23 protein-coding genes are annotated in these 26683 nt (G+C 61.1%); 9 read left to right on the top strand and 14 right to left on the bottom strand.

Going from position 1 to position 26683, the window contains the following annotated elements; genetic code table 11:
* Positions 1-44: 44 nt before the first annotated feature.
* The 4 genes from THS5294_RS15730 to THS5294_RS15715 form a co-directional block, all read right to left on the bottom strand.
* A complete protein-coding gene (locus THS5294_RS15730; protein ID WP_058124487.1) occupies positions 45-827 on the bottom strand; it encodes a carnitinyl-CoA dehydratase in 783 nt (260 codons plus the stop codon).
* Positions 828-2813 carry an acetate--CoA ligase family protein gene (locus tag THS5294_RS15725; protein WP_233486503.1) on the bottom strand — a complete coding sequence of 662 codons (1986 nt, stop codon included), beginning with the start codon at positions 2811-2813 and terminating at the stop codon, positions 828-830.
* Between the two features lie 4 nt (positions 2814-2817).
* On the bottom strand, positions 2818-3978 hold the full coding sequence (locus tag THS5294_RS15720; protein ID WP_058124486.1) for an acyl-CoA dehydrogenase family protein: 1161 nt from the start codon (positions 3976-3978) through the stop codon (positions 2818-2820).
* A 122-nt stretch (positions 3979-4100) separates the two neighbouring features.
* On the bottom strand, positions 4101-6386 hold the full coding sequence (locus tag THS5294_RS15715; RefSeq protein WP_058124485.1) for an adenosylcobalamin-dependent ribonucleoside-diphosphate reductase: 2286 nt from the start codon (positions 6384-6386) through the stop codon (positions 4101-4103).
* Positions 6387-6484: 98 nt separating this feature from the next.
* On the opposite strand from THS5294_RS15715, the gene THS5294_RS15710 reads away from it, so the two are divergent.
* Positions 6485-6916, top strand: coding sequence for a DUF1489 family protein (locus THS5294_RS15710; protein ID WP_038004391.1), 432 nt, complete (start codon positions 6485-6487; stop codon positions 6914-6916).
* A gap of 106 nt (positions 6917-7022) precedes the next feature.
* On the opposite strand, the gene THS5294_RS15705 is transcribed toward THS5294_RS15710, so the two are convergent.
* Positions 7023-7232: a SlyX family protein gene (locus THS5294_RS15705; protein ID WP_038004389.1), complete on the bottom strand. Its 210-nt coding sequence runs from the start codon at positions 7230-7232 to the stop codon at positions 7023-7025.
* Between the two features lie 88 nt (positions 7233-7320).
* Between THS5294_RS15705 and hisS the strand changes: the two genes are divergently transcribed.
* The 5 genes from hisS (at position 7321) to THS5294_RS15680 (ending at position 13161) form a co-directional block, all read left to right on the top strand.
* Positions 7321-8799, top strand: a complete 1479-nt coding sequence (gene hisS / locus THS5294_RS15700) for a histidine--tRNA ligase (RefSeq protein WP_058124484.1) — start codon at positions 7321-7323, stop codon at positions 8797-8799.
* Positions 8784-9896, top strand: a complete 1113-nt coding sequence (locus tag THS5294_RS15695) for an ATP phosphoribosyltransferase regulatory subunit (protein ID WP_038004384.1) — start codon at positions 8784-8786, stop codon at positions 9894-9896. Before hisS ends, THS5294_RS15695 begins: the two co-directional genes overlap by 16 nt.
* Positions 9893-10582, top strand: coding sequence for an ATP phosphoribosyltransferase (gene hisG / locus THS5294_RS15690; protein WP_058124483.1), 690 nt, complete (start codon positions 9893-9895; stop codon positions 10580-10582). Before THS5294_RS15695 ends, hisG begins: the two co-directional genes overlap by 4 nt.
* Positions 10583-10913: 331 nt before the next feature.
* Positions 10914-12710, top strand: coding sequence for a translation elongation factor 4 (lepA, locus tag THS5294_RS15685; protein WP_038004379.1), 1797 nt, complete (start codon positions 10914-10916; stop codon positions 12708-12710).
* Positions 12711-12834: 124 nt separating this feature from the next.
* Positions 12835-13161 carry a TraR/DksA family transcriptional regulator gene (locus THS5294_RS15680; protein ID WP_058124482.1) on the top strand — a complete coding sequence of 109 codons (327 nt, stop codon included), beginning with the start codon at positions 12835-12837 and terminating at the stop codon, positions 13159-13161.
* A gap of 15 nt (positions 13162-13176) precedes the next feature.
* On the opposite strand, the gene THS5294_RS18160 is transcribed toward THS5294_RS15680, so the two are convergent.
* Together THS5294_RS18160 and THS5294_RS18155 are read right to left on the bottom strand one after the other, a co-directional pair.
* Positions 13177-13296 carry an entericidin A/B family lipoprotein gene (locus tag THS5294_RS18160; protein WP_072936595.1) on the bottom strand — a complete coding sequence of 40 codons (120 nt, stop codon included), beginning with the start codon at positions 13294-13296 and terminating at the stop codon, positions 13177-13179.
* Between the two features lie 88 nt (positions 13297-13384).
* On the bottom strand, positions 13385-14116 hold the full coding sequence (locus THS5294_RS18155; protein ID WP_082645056.1) for a Dabb family protein: 732 nt from the start codon (positions 14114-14116) through the stop codon (positions 13385-13387).
* Positions 14117-14276: 160 nt separating this feature from the next.
* Here THS5294_RS18155 and THS5294_RS15670 point away from each other — a divergent pair, with 160 nt between their 5' ends.
* Positions 14277-16295 carry a M3 family metallopeptidase gene (locus THS5294_RS15670; RefSeq protein ID WP_058124481.1) on the top strand — a complete coding sequence of 673 codons (2019 nt, stop codon included), beginning with the start codon at positions 14277-14279 and terminating at the stop codon, positions 16293-16295.
* A gap of 4 nt (positions 16296-16299) precedes the next feature.
* Here the strand turns inward: THS5294_RS15670 and THS5294_RS15665 are convergent, their stop codons facing one another.
* A complete protein-coding gene (locus THS5294_RS15665; RefSeq protein WP_058124784.1) occupies positions 16300-16812 on the bottom strand; it encodes an SH3 domain-containing protein in 513 nt (170 codons plus the stop codon).
* 148 nt (positions 16813-16960) lie between these two features.
* Here THS5294_RS15665 and THS5294_RS15660 point away from each other — a divergent pair, with 148 nt between their 5' ends.
* Positions 16961-17947, top strand: coding sequence for a 2-hydroxyacid dehydrogenase (locus tag THS5294_RS15660; protein WP_058124480.1), 987 nt, complete (start codon positions 16961-16963; stop codon positions 17945-17947).
* A gap of 75 nt (positions 17948-18022) precedes the next feature.
* On the opposite strand, the gene panC is transcribed toward THS5294_RS15660, so the two are convergent.
* A complete protein-coding gene (panC, locus tag THS5294_RS15655; RefSeq protein ID WP_058124479.1) occupies positions 18023-18862 on the bottom strand; it encodes a pantoate--beta-alanine ligase in 840 nt (279 codons plus the stop codon).
* A 158-nt stretch (positions 18863-19020) separates the two neighbouring features.
* On the opposite strand from panC, the gene THS5294_RS15650 reads away from it, so the two are divergent.
* A complete protein-coding gene (locus THS5294_RS15650) occupies positions 19021-21519 on the top strand; it encodes a GcvT family protein (protein ID WP_058124478.1) in 2499 nt (832 codons plus the stop codon).
* Between the two features lie 60 nt (positions 21520-21579).
* Here THS5294_RS15650 and THS5294_RS15645 read toward each other — a convergent pair whose 3' ends face one another.
* The 5 genes from THS5294_RS15645 to THS5294_RS15625 all read right to left on the bottom strand — a co-directional run bounded on the left by THS5294_RS15645 (position 21580) and on the right by THS5294_RS15625 (position 26640).
* The gene (locus tag THS5294_RS15645) at positions 21580-22239 is read right to left on the bottom strand and encodes a DUF938 domain-containing protein (protein ID WP_058124477.1); all 660 of its coding nucleotides are present in this window, start codon (positions 22237-22239) and stop codon (positions 21580-21582) included.
* A complete protein-coding gene (locus tag THS5294_RS15640; protein WP_058124476.1) occupies positions 22236-23309 on the bottom strand; it encodes an NAD(P)/FAD-dependent oxidoreductase in 1074 nt (357 codons plus the stop codon). Before THS5294_RS15640 ends, THS5294_RS15645 begins: the two co-directional genes overlap by 4 nt.
* A 193-nt stretch (positions 23310-23502) precedes the next feature.
* Positions 23503-24597: a BMP family ABC transporter substrate-binding protein gene (locus THS5294_RS15635; RefSeq protein ID WP_058124475.1), complete on the bottom strand. Its 1095-nt coding sequence runs from the start codon at positions 24595-24597 to the stop codon at positions 23503-23505.
* A 25-nt stretch (positions 24598-24622) separates the two neighbouring features.
* Entirely contained in the window at positions 24623-25555 is a 933-nt protein-coding gene (locus THS5294_RS15630; RefSeq protein WP_058124474.1) for an ABC transporter permease, read from the bottom strand.
* Positions 25555-26640 (bottom strand): ABC transporter permease, encoded by a 1086-nt coding sequence (locus tag THS5294_RS15625; protein ID WP_058124783.1) that lies wholly within the window; start codon positions 26638-26640, stop codon positions 25555-25557. The genes THS5294_RS15630 and THS5294_RS15625 overlap by 1 nt, the downstream gene beginning before the upstream one ends.
* Positions 26641-26683: the final 43 nt, after the last annotated feature.

Below are 26683 nucleotides of genomic sequence, written 5' to 3'. Positions count from 1 at the left end.
CCCCGCCGGAGGCCAGATTTTTTCCCGAAAAATCTGTGGCCACCCTAGCGCCCCGTCCATACGGGATCGCGCTTTTCAGCAAAAGCGCGCGCACCTTCCAACTGATCCTCGGATCGATACAATCGCTCCACACTCTCAAACTGGCTGGATTTAATCCGCAGCAACGCGTCTTGGAATTTCATATCTTCCGCCTCGCGCACAACCTCTTTGATCGCGGCAAACACCAACGGCGGCCCGCTCGCAAGACTATCCGCCAAAGCCCGCGCCTCGGCCATCAAATTCTCAGCGGACACAACTCGGTTCACCAACCCCCAACGCGCGGCTTCTTCCGCTTCTAGCCAACGTCCCGTCAACAACATCTCCATCGCGATGTGATACGGAATACGCTTGGGCAACTTGATAGACGCCGCATCCGCAACAGTGCCCGAGCGTATCTCGGGCAATGCAAATGACGCGCCCTCAGAGGCCAAGATAATGTCGCCCGACAAGGCCAGCTCCAACCCGCCACCACAGCAAATCCCGTTCACCGCCATGATCACCGGCTTGTTGAGCCCGCGTAGCTCCTGCAAACCACCAAAACCGCCCTTGCCGTAATCCCCATCTACGGCATCACCATCGGCCGCAGCTTTCAAATCCCAGCCGGGGCAGAAAAACTTCTCGCCCGCACCGGTGACCAAGGCCACCCGCATCTCCGGGTCGTCCCGAAACGCGGTAAATGCCTCGCCCATGGCCCGGCTGGTTTCCAGATCAATCGCATTGGCTTTGGGCCGGTTAAGCGTGAATTCAAACACGCCACCGCGACGCTCGATGTGAAAAGGGGTGTCCATTTAGTCCTCCGCCATGCGCACCAATGCGTCCACTGCCACCGCGCGGGTGGGCGTACACAGCACCGGGTTAATCTCAACTTCCCACAACGCATCCGCATGGGCCTGCGCGAAGTCCTGCACGGATTGCACCAAAGCCACAAGACCCTCCCGGTTCACACCCGGCGCCCCGCGCCAGCCCACCAATTTCGGCGCAATAGCTAAGCGGCTGAGGGCCGCGTCAATCTCGGCGGCAGTGCTGGGCACCAACAGCTGCACCGTGTCACGCCACAACTCCGTATCAACTCCGCCAGCGCCGAGCGTCAGGACAAACCCGTGGGCGGGGTCCCGCACGACAGCGACCAAAACTTCAACCACGGCGTCGGTGATCATTTCCTCCACCAAAACCGCGCCGCCCAGCGCCACCTTGGCCTGCGCCAAATCACACGCGGCGACGTTCAACATCACACCCCCGGCCTCGGTCTTGTGAGCAAGCCCCGTGGCCTTCACCACAAACGGCCCGGCTCCATCCCCAGGCGGAACAGCCACACCATAGGCCGCCAAGGCCGCCTTGGATCGCCCCTCGCCCCACACAACGGGCACACCACTATACGAGCCGGGCACCAAGGGCCGCGCACTGTCATCCCGCGCCATCGTGCCGACCACTGCAATCGCGGCCAAGGCCTCCGCCATACCCGAAAACGGCACAATGCCCTGCGCAATCAACCGATGCGCCACGTCCTCTGGCAAGGCCTCTGGCAAACTCGACACCAACCCCATGGGCGCATCACTTGCCACTACCGCCGCCTCAAGCGCCTCAATCGCAGGCGTCCACGCCTCCACGTCGCACCGATCTCCCCGCGGAAAATCCAACACCAACAGCCCCATATCCACGTCACCCGCCATCATGGCCGAATAAGTCGCAGTCATCGCCTGCACATCGGCCCAGATATAGGTGTGGTAATCCAACGGGTTGGCCAGCGCGACCTTGGGGCCGAGCGCCGCGCGCAGCCCATCCGATTGCCCTTGTTCCAGCGCCGGAAACGTCACGCCCAATCGCGCGCCCAAATCCGCCATCAGGCTCGCCTCACCGCCCGAGCATGACGCCGACACAACCCGCGAGCCCGCCAAACCGCCCGTGCAATGCAACAGTTTCAACGTTTCTAACAGAACCGGCAGGCTCTCAACCTCTCCGATCCCAAGGCGGGCAAACAACGCGGACGCCCCGGCGCTTGACCCAACCAAAGAGGCCGTGTGCGATACCGCCCCGGCCTGCGCCTGCGCCGACCGCCCCACCTTCAACGCAACGATCGGCACCTCAACGGCTCGCGCAACCGACACGAACCGCTCCAGATCATCGATCCCCTCAAGGTACAGCCCAATCGCACTCACCCGAGGGTCCGCCGCCAGTTCCGCAATCACATCACTCACACCCCGGCTCGCCTGATTTCCAAGCGTCACGACATAGGCAATCGGCAATCCCCGCGCCTGCATCGTGATGTTCAGCGCGATGTTGGAACTTTGCGCCACAATCGCAACCCCTCGCTCCACAGGCACACCACCATGCTGATCGGGCCACAATCCAACCCCATCAAGATAGTTCAAAAGACCATAGCAATTAGGCCCCAATATCGGCATCTCTCCGGCTGCGGCCAAAAGCGCGGCCTGCATATCGCCGCCGTCCGCTAACTCCGCCACCGCCTCCGAAAAGCCGGAGGCAAAGCACACAGCCCCCCCAGCCCCCATCGCAGACAACACATTCACCGCTTCGACGGTCGCCTCACGGTTCACGCCCAAAAACACCGCATCCGGCACGCCCGGCAAATCCTCGACCCGTGCGACATCCCCGCGAATGGGATGCACCCACCACACAGGCCCGTCAAAGTCCCGACAATTCGCAAGGACCGACGCACACCACGCGCCGCCGCCCACCACCGCGATGGACCGAGGCCGCAAAAGCCGCCCCAACCCATCCTTTGTTCCCAAAATACTCCCGCCGGAGGCTCCCACGCCCTCAGTCCTCCAAGGGCCGCAACAACTCGCGCGAGATAATGTGGCGCTGAATTTCGCTCGTCCCATCCCAAATACGCTCCACCCGCGCATCGCGCCAGAACCGCTCAATGGGGTAATCATCCATCAATCCCATCCCCCCATGGATCTGCAACACAGCATCCGTAACCCGCGCCAGCATCTCCGAGGCATAGAGCTTCGCACTCGCAATTTCACGGTTCGCGGGCAGCCCCTCATCCAATCGCCACGCGCTCGCAAGCGTCAGGTAATCGGCGGCGTCAATCTCCGTGACCATGTCCGCTAGCTGAAAACTCACCCCCTGAAACTTGCCAATCGCCTGCCCGAACTGCCGACGCTCAGCCGCATAATTCAGCCCCAGATCAAAACAACGCCGCGCCCGGCCCACCGCCATCGCGGCCACCGTGATCCGCGTCGCATAAAGCCACTCGTTCATCACCGCAAAACCGCCATCCACCTCGCCCAAGACTTGGGCATCCGGCAGGCGGCAATTGTCGAACTCTAGGATCATGTTCTTATAGCCGCGATGGCTGACGCTCTTGTATCCATCCCGGATCGTGAACCCCGGCGTGCCCCGATCCACCAAAAACGTCGTGATCCGCTTTTTGGGGCCCTTGGGGGTTTGATCCTCACCGGTCGCGACAAACACAATCACGAAATCCGCGTGTTCCGCGCCCGAGATAAAATGCTTGGTCCCGTTCAAGACCCAGTCGCCACCGTCGCGCACCGCGGCGCAAGTCATGCCCCGCACGTCCGAACCCGCGCCGGGTTCTGTCATCGCAAGCGCGTCCATCCGCTCCCCACGCACCGCTGGCAGCAGGTACCGCTCACGCTGTTCACCCTCGCAGGCCATCAGGATGTTTTGCGGCCGCCCAAAGAAATGCGTCAACGCCATGGACCCACGGCCCAACTCACGCTCCACAAGCGCGAAATCCACGTGGTTTAGCCCAGCGCCGCCAACCTCTTGCGGGAAATTACAGGCGTAAAAGCCCAACTCAAGCGTCTTGGCCTTGATCGCTTCGGCGACGGCGGGCGGCACTTCGCCGGTCCGCTCGACCTCCGCCTCATGCGGATAGATCTCGGCCTCTACAAACGACCGGACCGTATCCACGATCATCTGCTGCTCATCGCTCAACCCAAAGTGCATGGTCACCCCCTGTTTTGGGAGCAGCCTAGCGAGCAACCATTTTGAGGTCAGCCTATTTCAGACACCAAAAGGCCAGTTTGCGGCACCCTTCTTTTGGCCCATCGGGGCCGCGCACCACGCCCTCAGCCGCACTTTGAATGGCCGCAATCCCGGCACGTCATGCAGCCTTCGATCATCTGCATCCCGTATTGCCCACAACTCGGACAGGCAGGCCCCGCGCCTTGTCCGGGCAGGTTAACGACCTCGGCCTTAGGATCAGCCTTTAGGCCCATACCCTCACCCTCAATAAATCCGATTGAGATCAGATGCTGCTCAATCACCCCGCCAATCGCCGCAAGGATCGACGGGATATACTTGCCCTCAACCCAAGCGCCCCCGCGCGGATCAAACACCGCCTTCAATTCCTCAACCACGAACGACACATCACCGCCTCGCCGGAACACGGCCGAGATCATCCGCGTCAACGCAACCGTCCACGCAAAATGCTCCATGTTCTTGGAGTTGATGAACACCTCAAACGGACGCCGATGCCCGTTCAGGATCACGTCATTGATCGTGATGTAAATAGCATGCTCGGTGTTGGGCCACTTCACCTTATAGGTCTGCCCCTCCAACGATGCGGGCCGCCGCAACGGCTCCGAGAGGTGAACAACTTCTGCGCCCTCAGACGTGTCACTACGAGCCTCAGGCGCCGCGCTCAGGTCCTGCTTATCCTCCGACACGCTCAACACCGACCCGGTCACCGCATTGGGCCGATAGGTCGTGCAGCCCTTACAGCCCTGATCCCAAGCAGCCATGTAGACGTCCTTAAAATCCTCAAAGCTGATGTCTTCGGGGCAGTTGATCGTCTTTGAGATACTCGAATCGATCCATTTTTGCGCCGCCGCCTGCATCCGCACGTGGTCTTGTGGCGCAAGCGTTTGGGCATTCACGAAGTAATCGGGCAGCTCCCGGTCGCCAAACTTTTCGCGCCACATCTGGACGGCGTAATCCACGACCTCTTCTTCGGTCCGCGACCCGTCCTTTTGCAACACTTTGCGCGTATAAGCATAGGCGAACACCGGCTCGATGCCCGAACTCACATTCCCCGCATAGAGCGAAATGGTCCCCGTCGGCGCGATCGAGGTCAGCAGCGCGTTGCGAATCCCATGGATGCGGATGGCATCGCGCACGTCGTCATCCATCGCCTCCATCGTGCCGCTGGCCAAATAGGCCTCCGCGTCAAACAACGGAAACGGCCCCTTTTCCTGCGCCAATTGCACCGACGCAAGGTATGCGGCGCGCGCGATCCGGTGCAACCAGCGGTCCGTCAGACGCGCCGCCTCCTCCGAGCCATAGCGCGCACCGACCATCAACAACGCATCCGCCAACCCGGTCACGCCCAGTCCAATACGCCGCTTGGCCCGCGCCTCAGCGGCCTGCGCCTCTAGCGGAAAGCGTGAGGCATCAACCACGTTGTCCATCATCCGCACGGCGGTCCCGACCAAGGAAACCAAAGCCTCCTCATCCAAATCCGCCCCGTCCTCAAACGGCCGATCCACCAGCCGCGCCATATTCACCGAACCCAGCAAACAGGCCCCATAGGGCGGCAAGGGCTGCTCCCCACAGGGGTTCGTTGCCGCAATCGTCTCGCAATAATTCAGGTTGTTGGCCGCGTTGATCCGGTCAATGAAAATCACCCCCGGCTCGGCGTATTCGAACGTCGCCTGCATGATCCGGTTCCACAGATCACGCGCGTCCAACGTGCGGTACACCCGCCCGTCAAACACCAAATCCCACGGAGCATCGGCCTTCACCGCCTCCATAAAGGCGTCCGTGACCAACACGCTCACGTTGAACATGCGCAGCCGCGCCGGGTCCGACTTGGCTTCGATAAAATCAATAATGTCGGGGTGGTCGCACCGCATCGTGGCCATCATCGCCCCCCGCCGGGACCCCGCCGACATAATCGTGCGGCACATCGAATCCCACACATCCATAAACGACAAAGGCCCACTGGCATCCGCCGCCACACCCGTCACGCTCGCGCCCTTGGGCCGGATGGTCGAAAAATCGTAGCCGATCCCGCCACCCTGCTGCATCGTCAGCGCGGCCTCCTTCAGCATATCGAAAATTCCGCCCATGCTGTCGGGAACCGTGCCCATGACGAAACAATTGAACAACGTCACCGACCGCGCAGTCCCTGCCCCCGCCGTAATGCGGCCCGCGGGCAAATACTTGAAATCCTCCAACGCGGCATAAAACCGAGGCTCCCAAACCTCCGGCTCCGCCTCAACCGCTGCCAAAGCCCGGGCAATCCGCCGCCACGTGTCCTCCACCGAATGATCCAGCGGCGTCCCATCCGCCTCCTTGAACCGATACTTCATATCCCAAATCTGTTCAGCAATCGGAGCGGTAAAACGGGTCATGGCAGTGATCCTTGTTTTCAATAACAGCGGGTATACACAATAGCTTGAAGACCCCTCAAAATCCACTACCATATGTTGTGAATTATGGGGACGACTCTGTGGATAAGCCTGTGCATCTTATCAAACTCTGCGTTGGAGCAGAAGCGGTTGAGGACCTTCTGGCGTGGCAAAACCACCCCCGCGCCAAAGGCCCCGATGGCCAGCCGCGCCATGTCACGCGCATGTGGCCCAAACGCGAAGCCGAGATCGTGGGCCAAGGCTCACTCTACTGGGTATTCAAAGGCTTGGTGCTCTGCCGCCAACCTATCGTTCGCTTCGATGAGGTAATCGGCCACGACGGTATCCGCCGCTGCGGCATCGTGCTGGACCCCACGATCACCCGCGTCACGCCCGCTCCCAAACGCCCGTTCCAAGGCTGGCGCTACCTCCAAGCTGCCGACGCCCCCCTAGACCTGCGCGAAGGCCGTGAGGCTGACGACCCCCTCCCCGACACACTCGCCCGCGAGCTGGCAGACATCGGGCTGCTCTAACGCCGCCTCGCTTCCTTTGTTCCAAAAATACTCAAACGCCGCGCCAGCGGCCATCTGGGGCCTCGCCCCAGATCCCGACACGCTCAGCCCGCAATAACCGGGCGACCTACCAATGCGGTGGGCGTTGATCAGCTAGGGGCACGGTGCCCCCCGCATCCAATTCGCTCTCGGCGGCGCGGCGCATCAACGCCTCAATCCGACGCTCGGCGATGTCCAATGTTTTGGCGTGCCCGGCCACAACATCTGACAAATCCTCGACCACGCGGGTCAGGTGCGCCACCTTTTCCTGCAACGCAATCATTTCTACATCACTCATCTCTCACCTCGTCCAATTGTCCCATTGCTTGCCCCCACGTACCGGGGCGGGTAAAGGCGGGGCACCTGATCAAACATCGGACCGACCCATGGCCAAACCCAAGAAATCCCCGCGCCCCAAGGCCGAACCGCCCAAGGGCTTTCGCGACTATTTCGGCACCGAGGTGTCCGAGCGCAAGGCTATGTTGGATCAGATCGCCGCTGTCTACCACCTGTATGGGTTTGAGGCGCTCGAATCTTCTGCCGTGGAAACGGTCGAAGCCTTGGGCAAATTCCTCCCCGATGTGGATCGCCCGAATGAGGGCGTCTTTGCGTGGCAAGAAGCCGATGAGAACGACAAGGGTGACTGGATGGCCCTGCGCTATGACCTGACCGCGCCTCTGGCCCGCGTCTATGCGCAACACCGCAATGATCTGCCGATGCCCTACCGTCGCTTTGCGATGGGTCCCGTTTGGCGCAACGAAAAACCCGGTCCCGGTCGGTTCCGTCAGTTTTATCAGTGCGATGCCGATACCGTCGGCGCGCCTTCGGTCGCCGCAGACGCCGAAATCTGCGCGATGCTCTCGGACACGCTAGAGGCCGTGGGCATCCCGCGCGGCGACTATCTGATCCGGATCAACAACCGCAAAGTCCTCAACGGCGTGCTCGAGGCCACAGGCGTCACGGATGACGCCCAACAGGCCGACGTTTTGCGTACCATCGACAAGTTCGACAAAGTCGGTGAGGCCGGCGTGCGCGAACTGCTGGGCAAAGGGCGCTTGGACGCTTCCGGTGCCTACATCGACGGCGTTGGTTTGACCGACGCACAGGCCGAACCGGTCCTCGCGTTCCTGACATCCAAGGGCGCGACCTCGGCCGACACACTCGCCAACCTACGCGCCGCCATCGGCGACAGCGCCGTGGGCACCGAGGGCGTAGAAGAGCTGCAAACAATCGCGACCCTGCTCGAAGCCCAAGGCTACGCCGCCGACAGAATCGTGATCGACCCCTCCGTCGTGCGCGGCCTCGGCTACTACACAGGTCCGGTCTATGAAGCCGAACTCACCTTTGAGATCAAAGACGAAAAGGGCCGTCCGCGGCAGTTCGGCTCGGTCGCAGGGGGCGGTCGCTACAACGGCCTCGTGCAACGGTTCACTGGCCAAGAGGTTCCCGCAACTGGCGTCTCCATCGGCGTTGATCGCTTGCTGGCCGCCCTGCGCATGAAGGGTCGCACCGCCGCAACTCCGCCCGGCCCCGTGGTCGTGACGGTCATGGATAAGGCCCGCATGTCGGACTACCAACAGATGGTGTCTGAGCTGCGCGCCGCCGGCATCCGCGCCGAGGTGTACTTGGGCAACCCCAAGAACTTTGGCAACCAGCTGAAATATGCGGACAAGCGGCTCAGCCCTGTGGCGATCATCCAAGGCTCGGACGAGGCCGAGCGCGGCGTCGTGCAAATCAAGGACCTGATCCTTGGGGCCAAAATCGCCCAAAGCGCGAGCCTTGAGGAATGGAAAGCCCAGCCCGCCCAACGCGAGATTTCGCGCGACGATCTGGTGGAAGAGGTTCGCAAGTGCCTGGAGCAATAGACAAAACCGCAGACCGGGCCGAAGCCGCACGGGTGCTAGAGGCGTTCAAACACGCCGGTGCCACGCCGGTGGAAACGGACCTTTTACAACCTGCCGAAACGCTGTTGGACCTCTACGGCGAAGACATTCGCGGCCGCGCCTTTATCACCCAAGACCCCGATCAGGGTGAGATGATGCTGCGACCGGATTTTACAGTGCCAGTCGTGCAGATGCACATGGACAACATCGAGGCCGGAGGCCCCGAACCCGCGCGCTACGCCTATATGGGTGAGGTGTTTCGCAAGCAAGAAAGCGACGCAACCCGCGCGCGTGAATACCTTCAGGTTGGCTTTGAGCTGTTTGATCGCACCGATCCCGCTCGCGCCGACGCTGAGGTGTTTTCTCTGTTTTCAGAGGTGCTTTCGCCGCTCAACCTGCGAGCTGTGACCGGGGACATTGGTATCCTGATCGCGGTCGTAAATGGGCTGTCCACATCGGAACGTCGCCGCGCCGCACTGCGCCGCCACATCTGGCGTCCGCGCCGGTTCCGCACGCTGCTGGACCGCTTTACGGGCCGCACGTCCGTGCCCGCGCACCGCGCCGCCCTGATCGCGGACCCGCGCGCGGCCTTGGCCGTGGCGAGCGATGCCGTACAGGTCGGCAAGCGCGGCCCGCAGGAGGTCGCGGACCGGATCGAGGCCCTGCGGATCGACGCCGCCACCCCGCCCATCGGTGAGGCCGAGGCAGATGTGATTGACGCGGTTTTGGACCTAAAAGCGCCACTGTCCGGCGCACTGCAAATTCTGCGCGATATCGCCATCGACCTGCCCGCCATTTCGGATGCAACCGACATGTTTGAGGCCCGGCTCGAAGCACTGGATGCGGCAGGTATCACCATCGCCGACATCCCGTTTGAGGCCACCTATGGGCGCACCTCGATGGAGTATTACGACGGCTTCGTGTTCGGCTTTACCGGCGCGCCGCACCTGCCGCCTGTCGCCACTGGCGGGCGCTATGACGCGCTGACCTCGGTGCTGGGCCAAGGCCGCGCAATCCCTGCTGTGGGCGGCGTCATCCGCCCCGCCCTTGTCCGCCAAATGCGGGAGAACCTCACATGACGCTGAAGCTGGGGGTGCCGTCCAAGGGGCGGCTGATGGAAAAGACATTTCAATGGTTTGGCAAACGTGGACTGACGCTGTCGCGCACCGGGTCCGAGCGGGAATATGCCGGCGCGGTTGAGGGCGCGGACATAGAGTTGGTGTTGCTCTCGGCCGGTGAAATTCCGCGCGAATTGTCCGCTGGGCGCATTCATTTGGGCGTCACGGGATCGGACCTTGTGCGCGAAAAGTTGAGCCTATGGGACCAGCGCGTCGAAGAGCTTGCGTTGATGGGTTTTGGTCATGCGGACCTGATCCTTGCGGTGCCAGTCGCTTGGGCGGATGTGGACACGCTGGATGATCTGGACGCGGTTGCCGCCGCGTTTCGCGCGCAGCATGGTCACCGCCTGCGGATTGCCACGAAATACCACCGTCTGGTGCGCGACTATCTGCGCGACGCGGGCGTGGCCGACTATCAGCTGGTCGACAGCCAAGGCGCGACGGAGGGCACCGTCAAGAATGAGACGGCAGAGGCGATCGCGGACATCACATCGACCGGGGAAACGCTGCGCGCGAACCACCTGAAGGTATTGGGTGGCGAGCCGATCCACCAAAGCCAAGCGACGCTTTTCCGCGCGCGTAGCGCAGATTGGACAACCGAAGACCGAGCCGAGTTGAAGCGGCTTGAGGGTATTCTGGGCCTCTGACCCGATAGGTCACGCCTTATGCCCTATTGTTGTGCGCGCGCAACAAAGGGTCAGGGTATCTTACTGATAATTAACTAAAATTAATTTCGTACTATATCGCGTTAACCACAAAATGTAGAGGGGCATCCCTTTATTTGGCGGCACACGGGTGTCTTGCTGCAACACCCATCTGGTCATTGCGTTAATGTGTATTAAATGGCTGATCAGCGGGCGCTTAGGCCCTGCGCGAACCAGACCACCAGACCCCTATTTTCACAGCCGTTAGCAGACGCCTTTACCGTCCCGCATCTCCACCATTGACCAAGCCCGAAAACCGCATCATATCCCCATCATGACCGACCTCGATAAAATCCGCAATTTTTCCATCGTCGCGCACATCGACCACGGGAAATCCACGCTCGCTGATCGCCTGATCCAGGAGACGAACACCGTCGCCGTTCGGGACATGAAAGAGCAACTGCTTGATTCCATGGACATTGAGCGTGAGCGCGGCATCACGATCAAGGCCAACACCGTGCGGATCGACTACACCGCCGATGATGGTCAGGACTATGTGCTGAACCTGATCGACACCCCCGGCCACGTCGACTTTGCCTATGAGGTCTCCCGCTCGATGCGTGCGGTTGAGGGATCATTGCTGGTGGTCGACAGCACGCAAGGGGTTGAGGCGCAGACGCTGGCCAACGTGTACCACGCGCTAGACGCGGACCACGAAATCGTGCCGGTTTTGAACAAAATCGACCTGCCTGCGTCCGATTGTGAACGCGTGGCGGAACAGATTGAAGATGTGATCGGGATTGATGCCTCGGAGGCCATTCAGGTTTCGGCCAAGACCGGTGTTGGCATCCGCGAAACACTTGAGTCCATTGTCAAACATCTGCCCGCGCCCAAGGGCGACCCGGATGCGCCGCTAAAGGCGATGCTGGTGGACAGCTGGTACGATTCGTATCTGGGCGTGATCGTTTTGGTTCGCGTTATCGATGGTCGCCTGAAAAAGGGTGAACGCGTTAAGTTTTTGTCGAACGGGACCGTTCACCATGTGGATCGGATCGGCGTGTTCCGGCCTGCGATGGCCGAAATCGACAGCCTCGGCCCCGGTGAAATCGGGTTCCTAACGGCCTCGATCAAGCAGGTTCGCGATACGCGTGTGGGTGATACGATCACGCACCAAAAGTCCGAAGTTGAGGCACTGCCCGGCTTTAAGCCCGCGCAACCGGTTGTGTTTTGTGGGCTGTTCCCCGTGGACGCCGCCCAGTTTGAGGACATGCGCGACAGCATCGATAAGCTTGCGCTGAACGATGCGTCTTTCAGCTTTGAGATGGAAACATCCGCGGCTCTTGGGTTCGGTTTTCGCTGTGGTTTCCTAGGGTTGCTGCATCTTGAGGTCATCCGTGACCGGATTGAGCGCGAATATGACATCGACCTGATCACCACCGCGCCAAGCGTGATTTATGATATTCACATGAAGGATGGCACGGTTGAGCAGCTGCATAACCCTGCGGACATGCCCGACCTGACCCTTGTGGATCACATCGAAGAGCCGCGGATTAAGGCCACGATCCTCGTACCTGATGAGTATTTGGGCGACGTTCTGAAACTGTGCCAAGATCGGCGCGGCCTGCAGCTGGACCTGACCTACGCGGGTTCCCGGGCGATGGTGGTTTATGACCTGCCGCTGAACGAGGTGGTGTTTGATTTCTACGACCGCCTGAAGTCGGTAACGAAGGGCTATGCCTCGTTCGACTACCAAATGATTGGTTACCGCGAAGACAATTTGGTTAAGATGTCGGTGCTGGTAAACGATGAGCCAGTGGACGCGTTGTCGATGATGGTGCACCGCGAACGTGCCGAAACACGTGGCCGTGCGATGGTCGAAAAGCTCAAGGAGCTGATCCCGCGCCACATGTTCAAAATTCCGATCCAAGCGGCCATCGGCGGCAAGGTGATCGCGCGCGAAACCCTGTCGGCCATGCGCAAGGACGTGACCGCCAAGTGTTATGGCGGTGACGCCACCCGGAAGAAGAAGCTGCTTGAAAAGCAGAAAGCCGGTAAGAAAAAGATGCGTCAGTTCGGCAAGGTCGAAATCCCGCAGCAGGCGTTTATTAATGCACTGAAAATGGACAGCTAAGGCTGTCCGTTTTGGCGGCTGTGCGGGCCCTGTGGGACGCGCAGCCACCGATCCAGTTGACCCATATCAACGCGAGCGTCTGAGGCCGGGCGCATAGTTCATCCGCATAACGGAGGATGAACCCATGGCCGCAAGCCCAACCTATGCCGAAATAAAAGCTCGCCTGCTGGACCGGCGCGCTCAGCTGACCCGTCAGATGCAGATCATTGAGCGGGACCTAGACAAACCCGCCCCCCGAGACGTGGAGGATGCCGCCACTGAGCGGCAGGGGGATGAGGTGATGGAGGCGCTTGGCGTCCACGACGCCCAAGAGGTTCGCGCGATTGATGCCGCCCTCGCGCGGATCGAGACCGGGGACTACGGCATCTGTCAAAAGTGCGGTGAGGCTATTTCAGTCGCGCGTCTGCAGGCCGTGCCCACCGCGTCGCTGTGTCGAAACTGCGCGCGGTAACACGGGGACGGGTCGCTATTGGACCGCGCGTTCGATGGCCTGTCCGGCACTCGTGATGTCACGGCCCACGCCTTGGATTGTTCCGCAGGCGGTCAGCGCCACCAACATTGCCACCATCACACAAATACGGGTCATGCCGCGTTCTCCTTTGGTCTTCATACGTATTAACCATATCCAAACGGGCGCGACCAGCGCCCTGGGCTAGGTCGGCGAAAGGGTGCTGTTAGATATCCAACACGCAGATCCCATCCGCGCCGCCCGCACATATCGCGACCAATTCCGCGCCAGCGGCAATATGATCGGGATGGGATAGGTATGCGTCACGGGCCGCCGAGGCCTCGAAATCGATGGTGACGGCGTGGGTATAGCCGCGCGCGGCCCCCTCGGGGCTGGTGTTGGGGCCTGCACGCACCGGGCCCATGCCCGGCACGGCGCTGCGCAGCGCCTCTAGCTTTGCCCAAAGTGCGTCAATATCAGCCTGCGAAATGGTCGGTTTGATCTGGCAAAGTACGATGTGGCGCACAGGCGCCGGGACTGGGCGCAGACGGCCATTGATCTCTAGCAGGTTGCCCTCTGGGTCCTCGACATAGACGTGGCGCAGGCCGGGAATTGCGAACTCTCCGGTGACGGAATGGGGCACGCCTGCCGCTGTTAGCCGCGCAATCACGCCGTCCAGATCATCAACCTGAAGCGCCACGTGACCGCCAATGCTGGGGTTGTGGGCCATGTTGTTTTTGGCCGCGAACTCAGGGTCCGGTGCGATGAGGTGCAGGCCGGTGTGACTCTCACGCCCATCACCCAAAAGCGCCAACTTTTCTGGATCACCCGGAAGGTAGCCGCGCGTTTCGGGAAAGGCCCATGCGCCCAGCGTCATGCCCAGAATTTCGGTATAGAACCGAGCGGTTTGAGCCACGTTGCGTGCCTCTAGATTGACGTGATGAATGGACCAAGCCATGGCGCGCGCCCCCTGTTTTGCCTGTTGTTGCGCGCAGAGTGCGCCGTCTGCCGGCTATAATCCAGTCCCCATTCGCACGGCTCCGGTCGGGACCTTTTTGCGCCATAGGGCTGGCGGAGGACGGGCCGCGCCCCTAGCTTGAGGTCAAAGGAGATTTCCCATGACCAACCCGTTGCTTGCCGAGTGGACCGCCCCGCACGCCCTGCCCCCGTTTGACGCGCTGATGGACGCGCATTTCGGCCCCGCGTTTGACGCCGCCGAAGCCGAAGGGCGCGCGGCGATTGCCGCGATCGCCGAGGCCACCGAGCCGCCGACGTTCGCCAACACGATCGAAGCGTTGGAGCGTGCGGACAAGCTGCTCGACCGGGTGGCAGGCGTATTCTACAACATCGCGGGTTCGGACAGTAACCCCGAGCGCGAGGCGCTGATGCGTGACTTGGCGCCCCGCATGTCGGCCTATGCCAGCGAAATCACCAACAACGCAGCCCTGTTTGCCCGCATCCAAACGCTGTGGGATGCGCGTGATGACCTAGATCTGAGCCCGGAACAGGAACGGGTTTTGATGCTGTATCACCGCAGCTTTGTCCGCTCGGGCGCGGCCCTAGAAGGCGCGGCGCGGGATCGACTGACAGAGGTCAAATCACGGCTCGCAACCTTGGGCACGACCTTCACCCAAAACCTGCTGGCCGATGAACGGTCATGGTTCATGCCCTTGTCCGAGGACGACCTAGAAGGCCTGCCGGATTTTGTGGTGGCCTCGGCCCGCGCGGCGGGTGAGGAAAAGGATGCAGGTGGTCCGATTGTGACGCTGTCGCGGTCGTTGATCACACCGTTCTTGCAATTCTCGCCGCGGCGCGACCTGCGGGCCAAGGCCTTTGCCGCATGGATCGCGCGGGGCGCGAACGGCGGCGACACAGACAACCGCGCCATCTGCACCGAGATTTTGGCCTTGCGCGCGGAGCGGGCCAAGCTGCTCGGCTATGCCAATTTTGCCGACTATAAGCTTGAGACCGAAATGGCCCGCACGCCGGACGCCGTGCGCGGCTTGTTGATGCAAGTCTGGGAGCCCGCGAAAGCCGCCGCCGACAAGGACGCGCAAATCCTAGAAGCGATGCTGCACAAGGACGGCTACGAAGGTCCGCTAGAACCCTGGGATTGGCGTTATTACGCGGCCATCCGGCGCAAGGCCGAGCATGATTTGGATGAGGCCGAGCTGAAGCCATATTTGCAGCTGGACCGGATGATTGAAGCTTCATTCGCCTGCGCCAACCGGTTGTTTGGGCTGGAGTTTGCGCCACTGGACGTCCCGCTGTATCATCCCGATGCCCGCGCCTGGGAGGTCACCCGCAATGGCGCGCCTGTGGCCATTTTTATCGGCGATTACTTTGCCCGTGGGTCCAAACGGTCGGGGGCGTGGTGTTCGGCCATGCGGTCACAATCCAAGCTAGACGGGGCCGTGACACCCATCGTCGTGAACGTGTGCAACTTTGCCAAATCAGAGCCCGCCCTGTTGTCCTACGACGATGCGCGCACCCTGTTCCACGAATTTGGCCACGCGTTGCACCAGATGCTGTCGAACGTCACCTATGGGCTGATCTCAGGCACATCCGTGGCGCGCGATTTCGTAGAACTGCCCAGCCAGCTTTATGAGCACTGGCTAGAGGTGCCCGAAGTGCTGGAAGAATTCGCCACCCACGCCGACACCGGCGCGCCAATGCCGCGCGACCTGTTGGACCGCCTGTTGGGTGCGGCGACCTATGACATGGGCTTTTCGACGGTGGAATATGTCGCCTCGGCGCTGGTCGATCTGGCGTTCCACGAAGCCGCGGACGCCCCTGCCGACCCGATGCAAAAACAGGCCGAAGTCCTAGAGGCGATCGGCATGCCCCGCGCGATCCCGATGCGCCATGCAACGCCGCACTTCGCCCATGTATTCGCGGGCGACGGATATTCCGCCGGGTACTACAGCTATATGTGGTCCGAAGTGATGGACGCCGACGCGTTCGACGCTTTTGGCGAAGCAGGCGGTCCGTTTGACCCCGAAATCGCGGCAAAGTTGGAAGAATTCATCCTGTCGGCAGGCGGCTCGGAAGAGGCGGATGTGCTGTATACCAAGTTCCGAGGCCGGATGCCGGGGGTTGAGGCTTTGCTCAAGGGACGCGGATTATTGACCGCTTGATGCGTTAGGGGGCGGGTGCGCCTGCCCCCCACAAATGCGCCATGGGCGACCAGCCCTCAATGCCGCTGATGCGGACCTCACACCAGCCATCGGCGCATTCGCCCAAGCGCGCCACTACGCCCTCTTGGGCATAGGCTATGACGCGCGTACTGGCGTCGGGACGTGCGTGTAGGGGCAGTTTATCAAGCGTAACAAGCGCGGTGCGGGCCCCGGACAGCAGCGAATAATGCATCCAGCCGCCCGCGCCATCGCGGTCCACCACGCGCCGCCAATGGCCATATTCGCTGACGACTTGCAGGGGCATATTGCGCCGTTTGAACACCCAATCCACCCGGTGTGTGCGCGAAGGGCCGCGCCGCACATTGCCCTCGGCCGCCTTGAGCGAGACGAAGCGCGGCAAGGGCAGATTGGTCACGGGGCCGCGTTCGGCTGCGGGCTGGGCCGGCTCTTCGGTGGCCTGCGCCGCGGGCGCGTAAGCCATCAGCCCGATCAGTAGTGCGAACGCAAGCCTGCGCATCATGTGAGAGGTCCTGTATCGTCTGATCTGCGCCCGTTTCGGGCTGCGTTTCACGCCTTGCGCGTGGCTGTCAGTTTGTCACTATGGGGGGTATAAATCTAGAGCCCAGCGCGCCAGTGGCGTGACAAATCCAACGGAGAGCGGTCAAATGGCAGGCAAAAAGCTGACAGTTGTGGTCACCCGGAGACTGCCTGAGGCGGTCGAGACCCGCATGATGGAGCTTTTTGACGTCGAGCTGCGCGAAGATGACACGCCGATGTCCCGCGCGGAACTGGTCGCCGCGATGGGGCGCGCCGATGTTTTGGTCCCGACGATCACCGATACAATTGACGCGGGCCTTTTGGGCCAAGCAGGCGACAGGCTGAAGCTGATCGCGAACTACGGTGCGGGTGTCGACAACATTGATGTGTCCACTGCGCGGCAGCGGGGTATTTTGGTCAGCAACACGCCCGGCGTTCTGACCGAAGACACGGCTGACATGACCATGGCCCTGATGCTGTCTGTCACACGGCGCATTCCTGAGGGCATGGCCGTCATGCAGAAAGACAATTGGGACGGATGGTCCCCCACGGCCCTGCTGGGCGGCCGCTTGGCCGGGCGGCGCCTTGGTATTTTGGGAATGGGACGAATTGGGCAGGCAGTCGCGCGACGCGCCGCGGCCTTTGGGATGCAGGTGCATTATCACAACCGCCGCCGCCTACACGCGGGCCTAGAGGAGCCCTTGGAGGCCACCTACTGGGAGAGCCTTGACCAGATGATTGCGCGTATGGATGTGTTGTCGATCAACTGCCCCCACACGCCTTCGACGTTTCACTTGATGAACGCCCGGCGGCTGAAGTTGATGAAACCCACAGCCGTGATTGTGAACACATCGCGCGGAGAAGTCGTGGATGAAAATGCGCTGACCCGGATGCTGCGCGCCAATGAAATCGCGGGTGCGGGGCTGGATGTGTATGAACATGGCCGCACCGTGAACCCACGTCTGCGTGAGCTGAACAACGTCGTGCTGTTGCCGCATATGGGATCGGCGACCCACGAGGGGCGCGTTGAAATGGGTGAGAAGGTCTTGATCAATATCAAGACGTTTGATGATGGACACCGTCCCCCAGATTTGGTTGTGCCCAGTATGTTGTAGGGAACATGCTGTAGGGGGCTCTGCCCCCGGCCTGCGGCCTTCCCCCGGGATATTTGGAAACCAAAGAGTTGGGGATCAGGGGGTGAGGATCGCGTTGTCGATCAGCAGGACCGGCCCGAAATCTGCCGCGAGCAACAAGACCGCATGAGACGCGAGTGGGGCGTCAGGCAGTTCGCAGAGATCTGCGGCGCCGCGGATATCTACGGACTGTAGGGTGGCGCGGGGTTCTGCCGTGATTTGAGCGGAGACTTTTTCGACGATTTGATCGGGTGTGGCCCCTTGTGTGGCCATGGATTGTGCAGCATTGAGCGCCTGTGACAGGATCGTACTGGCGGCGCGATCCTCTGCGGTGAGGCGCAGGTTGCGCGAGGACATCGCGAGGCCGTCGGGTTCACGGACGGTTGCGTGAGCCACGATTTCGACCGGAATTTCGAGATCGCGAACCATCTGCCGGATCACGAGCACCTGTTGGTAGTCCTTTTGCCCAAACCACGCGCGGGCAGGTTGAACCAGGTTGAACAATTTGGTGACCACGGTTGCGACCCCTCGGAAGTGGCCAGGACGAAGTGCGCCCATTAGCATACCTGCAAGTTTGGGGGTCTCAACAATTGTATCCGCGCCTTCGGGATACATCTGCGCGGCTGTGGGGCAGAACACGAGGTCGACGCCTGCGGCCTCTAGCTGGGCGAGATCCTCTGCGAGAGTGTCGGGGTATTTGGCCAGATCTTCGGGATTGCCGAACTGTGTGGGGTTTACAAAGATCGATACGACCACGGCATCGGATGCGGCGCGCGCGGCCTGCACCAAAGCCATATGGCCCGCATGAAGAGCACCCATCGTGGGCACAAACCCGGTGTTGGCGGGCAGTAATGCGCGGGCGGCGCGCAGGTCGGATTTGGTGTGAACGACTTTCATGCGCGTCGCTTATCCGGCCCGGTTGCCTGCATCAATGCGGCATGAAGGGCGCAACTTTGACAACAGGTCGTTTTCGGATGGGTTTGCGTCGGGTGGGATTGTGGGCGGCGCGCTTTTTTGGACAATGTAGGCGCAACTAGATCTCCGGGAGTGTTGCAATGAAAACGGAAGTAAAAGCCCTCGTTGTTGGCGGTGGCGCCGTGGGCAACGGCATAGCCTATCATTTGGCAAAAGCCGGCTGGTCCGACGTGATGTTGCTGGAGCGCGATGAGCTGACCTCGGGCTCGACTTGGCACGCCGCCGGCCTGCTGCCCCTGTTCAACATGAGCTATGCCACAAGCCATATTCACGACTATTCCGTGAAGTTCTACAAATCGCTGGAAGAAGAGACCGGCCTAAACGCGGGCTTTTCCGTGGTGGGCAACTTGCGCATGGCGCAGACCCAAGCGCGTATGGATGAATATATGCTGTACGCATCCACGGCAGAAACCGTGGGCGTACCCTACGAGTGGATGACGCCCGCGCAGATCAAGGAGCGGTGGCCATTGGTGCGCACCGAGGACCTTGAGGGCGCGATTTTCCACCCCACCGACGGTTATATCAACCCCGCCGATGTGACGATGGCCATGGCCAAGGGCGCCCGCCAGCGCGGCGTCACGATTGAGCGTAAGTGGCAGGTCGATGGCTATGAATGGAAGGGTGATCACTGGGAGGTCACCTGCACCAAGATGGCCGACAAGGGCGGCAACTTGGTCGCGACCGAGGAACAGGTGGTCGTCAAGGCAGAGCATGTGGTCACCGCCACGGGCAATCACGCCCAGCGCACCGCGAAGCTCTTGGGCATCAAATCCCCTGCGATCCCGGTGGAACACCAGTTCATCGTGACCGAACCCGACCCGATGCTGCAAGAATACCGTAAAACCCACGGTGAGCACCCTGTGCTGCGCGATGCGGACGCCAAGTGGTACGTGCGTGAAGAACGCGGCGGCTGGATCCTTGGCCCCTATGAGAAAAACGCCCCCGCGTGTTTTGAATACGGCGTGCCGGACAGTTTCCGCGCGGACCTGTTCCCGCTGGATCTGGAGCGGATCGAAGAAGAATACATGTCCTTCATCCACCGCATCCCCTCGTCTGAGGAAGTCGGCCTCAAGGACGATTTCAACGGCCCGATCTGCTATACCCCCGATGGCAACCCGTTGGTTGGCCCCGCGCCGGGACTGCGCAACATGTGGCTGGCTGAGGGCTTTAGCTTTGGGATCACGGCTGCGGGTGGCACGGGCTATTACCTCGCGCAGATGATGGTTGAGGGTGAGGCTGAGATCGACATGGCGTCGCTCGACCCGAAACGCTTTGGCTCTTGGGTGACGACGGAATATGCCGCGCGCAAGAACGAGGAATCATACGACCACGTTTTCATCCTGCACCATCCGGATGAAGAACGCCCCGCCTGTCGTCCGCTAAAAACTGCGCCCGCCTATGATCGGCAAAAGGCGCTGGGGGCACAGTTTGGCTGCGTCAACGGTTGGGAACGGCCCAACTATTTTGGCCCGCTTGATGCGCCCGATAGCTTTGACCACGACGCGCGGTCCTTTCGGCGCGGAGCGTGGTGGGACTATGCCAAGGACGAGGCCCACGCGATCCGCGAGGGCGTTGGCCTGATCGATGCGACTGCCTTTACCAAGCACGTTCTCTCCGGCCCGGGTGCCACGCAATTCCTGGATTGGTTCACGACGAACAAGCTGCCCCGCGTGGGCCGTATCAACCTGACCTATGCCTTGACGGCAGCTGGCACCACGCGCACGGAATACACCATCGTGCGCCGGGGCGAGGACAGCTATTACCTTGTGTCCGCTGGTGCGTGGCAGTCCTATGACGCTGATTTCCTGCGGGCCGCGATTGCGGACAAGACCGCTGAATTCGGCGCGATGACCTTGCAGGACGTGACATCGCAATACGGGGTTTTTGCGATTGCGGGGCCAAAATCCCGTGATGTGTTGGGTGCCTTGATCAGTGATGCCAACCCCGAGACCGCGTTGTCCAACAAGCGGTTCCCGTGGCTCTCATCGCAGGACATCGAGTTGAAGATGTGCCCCACGATGGCGATCCGCGTGGCCTACACCGGTGAGCTGGGATGGGAACTGCACCACCCGATTGAAATGCAGAACTACCTGTTCGACCAACTGATGCAGGCCGGTGAACCCCATGGGCTGAAACTGGTGGGCGCACGGGCGCAAAACTGGCTCCGGCAGGAGAAATCCTATCGCGCGTTTGGCACCGAATTGGGCCGGGATGCGACGCCGCTAGAGGCCGGGCTGGACCGCTTTGTCGACCTGAACAAGGACTTCCACGGCAAAGCCGCGATGGAGGCCATTGGCATCCGGTCCAAGTGCGTCACGCTTTTGGTGGATGGGCCTGCGGATGCTGACCCGTGGGGCCGTGAGGCGCTGTATGCAGGGGATACCAAGGTCGGGCGCTTGACCTCAGGCGGGTATTCACCGGCGTTTGGGCGTTCCATCGGGATGGGCTATGTGCGGCCTGATCTGGCAGAGCCGGGCACCAAGCTGATGGTCAAAATCCAAGACAAGCTGTGGCCTGTCGAGGTGACCGTCGACAGCCCCTATGACCCGACGAACGCCACCATCCGTAAGGACGGCTAGGGCGGCATCTGACACAAAGACCCGTGGGGCGGCGATGCCGTCCCCGGACGCCCTCGTCGATTAGTCGGCCTTACGGGCAATCAGCATCACATTGTTGGCCGGCATCGGATAGGTTGAGACGCGCAGTTGCAGTGCCTCTAGCACCGACGCCACGGCGCCAAGGTCTTTGTACTCAAGCCCCTCATGCCGCGCGAGAAGTTCAGAGTGAAAATCGGCATCGCCCTGCGACGTCGTCATTCCTTCACGCAGGAACGGCCCATAAATCGCAAGCATTCCGCTGGACGACAGGCTCTGGCTTGCCTCATCCAGCAAAACGGCCATGTCGGCATCTGTGATCAAGTGCAAAAGGTTGACCACGATCACCACATCCACCGGGCCGCGCTGCTGCGCCCACCCTTGGGCACAGGCATCCATATGCACAGACGGCAGGACGTTTTCGAGGCCCATAACCTTGCGATACGCCTCAATGGACGCACGACGCATGGCGCTGATGTCCGTGGGCTGCCACATCAGCTCGGGGAAAGCCGCGCCGTGCGCTACGATGTGCTGCCCCGTGCCTGACGCGATTTCCAGCACCCGGCCACTGGTAGGCAGGTATTTGGCCAGCACGTCTTGGATTGGTTTGATGTTCCGTTCCGCTGCGACAGAAAACTTCTGAGCGATGATGTCGTCTGGGTCAGCGGCCGTGTTTGGCGCCCGGTCGGAGGGTTTTGGTGTCATGCAAATCGCTCCGGAGCAAAGGCGTTAACTGTGGTGGCATCTAATTCCGACGGACGGGCACCGACTATATCCGCCAAAAGGCGAGACGCCGCAGGAGCCGTTTGGAAGCCGTAGCCGCCCTGCCCCGCGCACCATATGAACGAAGGCTCAGCGGGGTCCCGGCCCAGCACAAGACGGCGGTCTGGGGCAAAGGTCCGCAACCCGGCCCATGTGGACATCGGGCGCGTGACCTCGGGGGTGACGGCCTCTTGGTAGCGGGCCAGCCCTTCGGCCAGCACCATGTCATCGGCGAAAGCGTCCATGGGGGCGCTTGGTTCTTCTTCAGCCGGAGACACCAGCAGCGCGCCAGCGTCGGGCTTGGCGTACCACGTTTCATTTGCGCCGATCATCATGGGATAATCCGCCGTGGGCAGCCCACCCGGGGCCGCAAGCCGCGCCATAGACCGCCGCATCGGCGTCAGGCCCACGGGGGCCACACCGACCATTCCCGCAACACCGTCCGCCCATGCGCCCGCCGCGTTAACCACATGCCGCGCGGTCACTGTGATGGCACCGGCACTAACACGCCATCCGCCCTTGAGCTTCTCAATCGCCGTAACGGTTCGGCCTGTCTCCGTCGCCCCGCCAGCGGCGCGGATAGCACGCGCGCCGTCTTGGACCATACGGTCGGTGTCCAGATCATAGGCCTCTGCATGGTACCCTGCCCCCGCCAGCGCGTCCGCACTAAGGATCGGGATCATATCCGTCGCCTCAGACGGACTAAGCGGGGTCAAACCATAAGCAGCAATATCCCGCGCCAGATCATCCGATTGCGCGGGCGTCCCCAAAAACAGCAAGCCCCGCGGCGCGGTATAGCCATTGGCATGATGGATCGGGCCGCTGGCTTTGTTGAGCGCGATCACCTCCGCACGGCCATAGGATTCCTCAAACAGCGCGGCAGACCGACCCGAGGCGTGATAGCCAAGCGCGGTCTCACCCTCCCACAGATGAACGGAGCCGAGCGCAGACAGCGCGGCGCCTGCGGAGGTTCCGGCAATGCCGCCGCCTATAATCAAAAAATCGATATCCATTCCGCCCAGGACAGTACACAAAACAAGAGGTGATCCAACCTATCCAAAAGTTATATCTCAGTTGGGGCCGGTTTCGCGAAACAACATGAAGATTTAGATACTTTTGTATGCTTGGCGAAAACAAAAGGGCGCGCCAGTTTTCACTGACACGCCCCATTGCGCCGCATTTTCAGCGGCTAGATCATGACCCGACTCAGTTCGGGATGTCACCTGTGATGCCTTCGACGTAGAAATCCATCGTCACAAGCTGCACGTCCGTGGCGACTTCACCTTCTGCAAGGAACACTGTGCCGTCTTGCTTGGTGATAGGGCCCGTGAAGGGGTGGTATGTGCCGTTGGAAATGGCCTCAACCATCGCCAGTGCTTCGGCTTTGACCGAGGCGGGGACTTCATCTGTGATCTCACCGATGACCACTTCGCCTTCGGGCATGCCGCCCCAGCTTGCGGTCTGCTCATACGTGCCGTCCATCAGCTGGCCAACGCGCTTGATGTAGTAGGGCGACCAATCGTCGATGATCGACGCGATGCGCGGCTTGGGACCGAATGCAGCCATGTCAGAGGCCTGACCAAAGGTGAACACGCGGCCACCGTTTGCGTTGGCTTCCTGTGCGGCGGCCTGTGGTGCAGTGGAATCGGTGTGCTGCATGATCACGTCAACGCCTTGCTCGATCATCGCTTTTGCGGCGTCGGCTTCTTTGGCGGGATCGAACCATGTGTAGGCCCAGATCACGACCATCTCGACGTCAGGATTTACCTTGGACGCGTGCAGATAGGCCGAGTTGATGCCTTGGATCACTTCGGGAATGGGGAACGACGCGATGTAACCGATTTTGTTGGTTTCGGTCATGTTACCTGCGATGTGGCCCAGAACGGCGCGGCCTTCGTAGAAGCGCGCATCATAGGTCGAAACGTTGTCGTGCAGGCGCTTGTAGCCTGTCGCGTGCTCAAACTTGATGTCTGGGAATTTGGCGGCCACGTTGTTGGTGGCGTCCATGTAACCGAAAGACGTCGTAAAGATGATGTCCGCACCAGACAGCGCCATTTGCGTCATCACACGCTCGGCGTCGGGGCCTTCGGGGACGCTTTCTTGGAACACGGTTTCAACCGCATCGCCGAACTCAGCTTCGACAGCAAGACGGCCCTGATCGTGCTGATAGGTCCAGCCGCCGTCACCGATGGGTCCGACGTACACAAAGCCGACTTTGGTTTTCTCGTGGCCGTCCGCGAATGCGGTCGTTGCAAGGCCAACCGCCAGTGCGGCCGAGGCCAAAAGTTTCGTGAGTTTCATGGGTATCCCCCTGTTGGATGTGCCCCTAGTGAGAGGCATGGAATGATTTGCCAAGATCGGCTGGTGCGTTGTGCGCCGCGCGTTTTCGGTCCGCCGAGATCACGACCAGCACGATGATAGTTATGAGGTAAGGCGACATGGACAAGACCTCTACAGGAATCTTGGCCCCTGCGGCCTGAAGGTTGAGCTGCAAAACCGTGATTCCGCCAAAAAGATAGGCACCCACGATAATCCGACCCGCCTTCCAGCTGGCAAATACCACAATTGCCAGCGCGATCCACCCCGCACCCGCTGTCATGCCTTCGGTCCATGAGGGCACGCGCACAAGGCTCAGGTAAGCGCCGCCAAGACCCGCACAGCCGCCGCCAAAGGCAATCGCCATCAGCCGTACGCGGATCACGTTGTAACCCAGTGCGTGTGCCGCATCATGGCTCTCGCCGACCGCGCGCAGGATCAGGCCTCCGCGCGTGAATTTCAAAAACGCCCACACCGCGATGACGATAGCGATGGACACATAGACCATCGCGTCGTGGCGGAACAGGATGGTGCCCAGCACCGGCAGGTCCGACAGCGGCCCAAGGTCCAGCTTGCCAATGCCCGGCGCCTTGATCCCGATGTAGCCTTGGCCCATCAACGCCGACAGCCCCAGACCAAACAACGTCAGGGCAAGGCCCGTCGCCACTTGGTTCGACATCAAGAACTGTGTCAGCACCCCAAACAGCATCGACAAAAGCGCGCCCCCCGCAGCCGCCGCCACAAAGCCCAGCGGCGCAGAGCCGGTTTCGACCGCGATGATAAAGCCGCAGACCGCGCCCATGATCATCATGCCCTCAACCCCAAGGTTCAGCACACCAGCCTTTTCGACGACCAGTTCCCCAATGGCCGCCAACAAAATTGGCGTCGCCGCCACCATGAGAGAGGCCAGCAAAAGAAGCCAATTGATGGAAGACAGGTCCATTACGCGACACCTTTCCGGCCAAACCGCACACGGTAATGCGTGGCCACATCCACCCCCAAAAGGAAGAACAACAACATCCCCTGAAACGCCTGAATAGCCGCCCCCGGGATCGACAGCATAAAGGATGCAAGCTCGCCACCGATGTACGTGAGCGCCATCAACAGCCCCGCAAGCAAAATCCCAATCGGGTGAAGTCGCCCAAGGAACGCAACAATAATCGCGGTAAACCCGTAGCCCACGTTAAAATCGATGCCGATCTGCCCCGCAGGCCCCGTGACCTCAAACAACCCCGCAAGCCCCGCAAGCGCCCCCGATAACCCAAGGCACACCAGAACTAACAAGTTCGGGTTTACGCCCGCGAACCGGGCCGCGCGCGGCGCCTCGCCTGACAGCCGGATATGGAACCCAAGGATGTGCTTGGTAAAAACGACATAGGCGAAAACCACCGCGATTACCGCCGCCATGACACCCCAATGCGCGCCTGTGCCTGCGATCAACTCAGGGTTGGCAGAGGCCTCCCACTGGCTCAGGTTCCGAGAGCCGGGAAATCCCGCACCATCGGGGTTTTTCAACCAACCAACTGCGGCGGAGGCTAGGATGTTCTCGGCCACATAGACCAACATCAACGACACAAGGATTTCATTGGTCCCAAAGCGCACCTTCAAAAGCCCCGGGATCATCGCCCAAGCCCAGCCTCCCAGCGCGCCAGCCACCACCATCAACGGAAAGATCAGGACCGATTCCGAAGGGTACAGCGCCAGCCCAACGGCCGCGCCTACGATGGCACCCATGATGTACTGACCCTCGGCGCCGATGTTCCAAATTCCAGCACGAAATCCGAACGAAAGCCCGATCGCGATCAAGATCAACGGCCCCGCTTTCACCAACAATTGCGGCCGCGAAAACGACGCGAATTGCTCATGAAACAGCGGGTCCCAAAAGATCGTGCGCAGCGCCTCAAACGGGTTCTTGCCCAAAATGGCGAACATGATGCCGCCCGCAATCAGCGTCAGGAAAACGGCCACGATCGGGCTGGCCGCCGACCAAGTGCGGCTCGGCGCGGGGCGCTTCTCAAGCCAAATCAAGCCCAGCACTCCAACACAAAACGACCCGGCCGCTCCTTTGTTC

Origin of the sequence: Thalassobacter stenotrophicus, from assembly GCF_001458315.1 — a bacterium.
Lineage (GTDB): Bacteria > Pseudomonadota > Alphaproteobacteria > Rhodobacterales > Rhodobacteraceae > Thalassobacter > Thalassobacter stenotrophicus.
The sequence above is the reverse complement of the archived record's forward strand: the minus strand, read 5'-3'. Positions and strand labels throughout refer to the sequence as shown.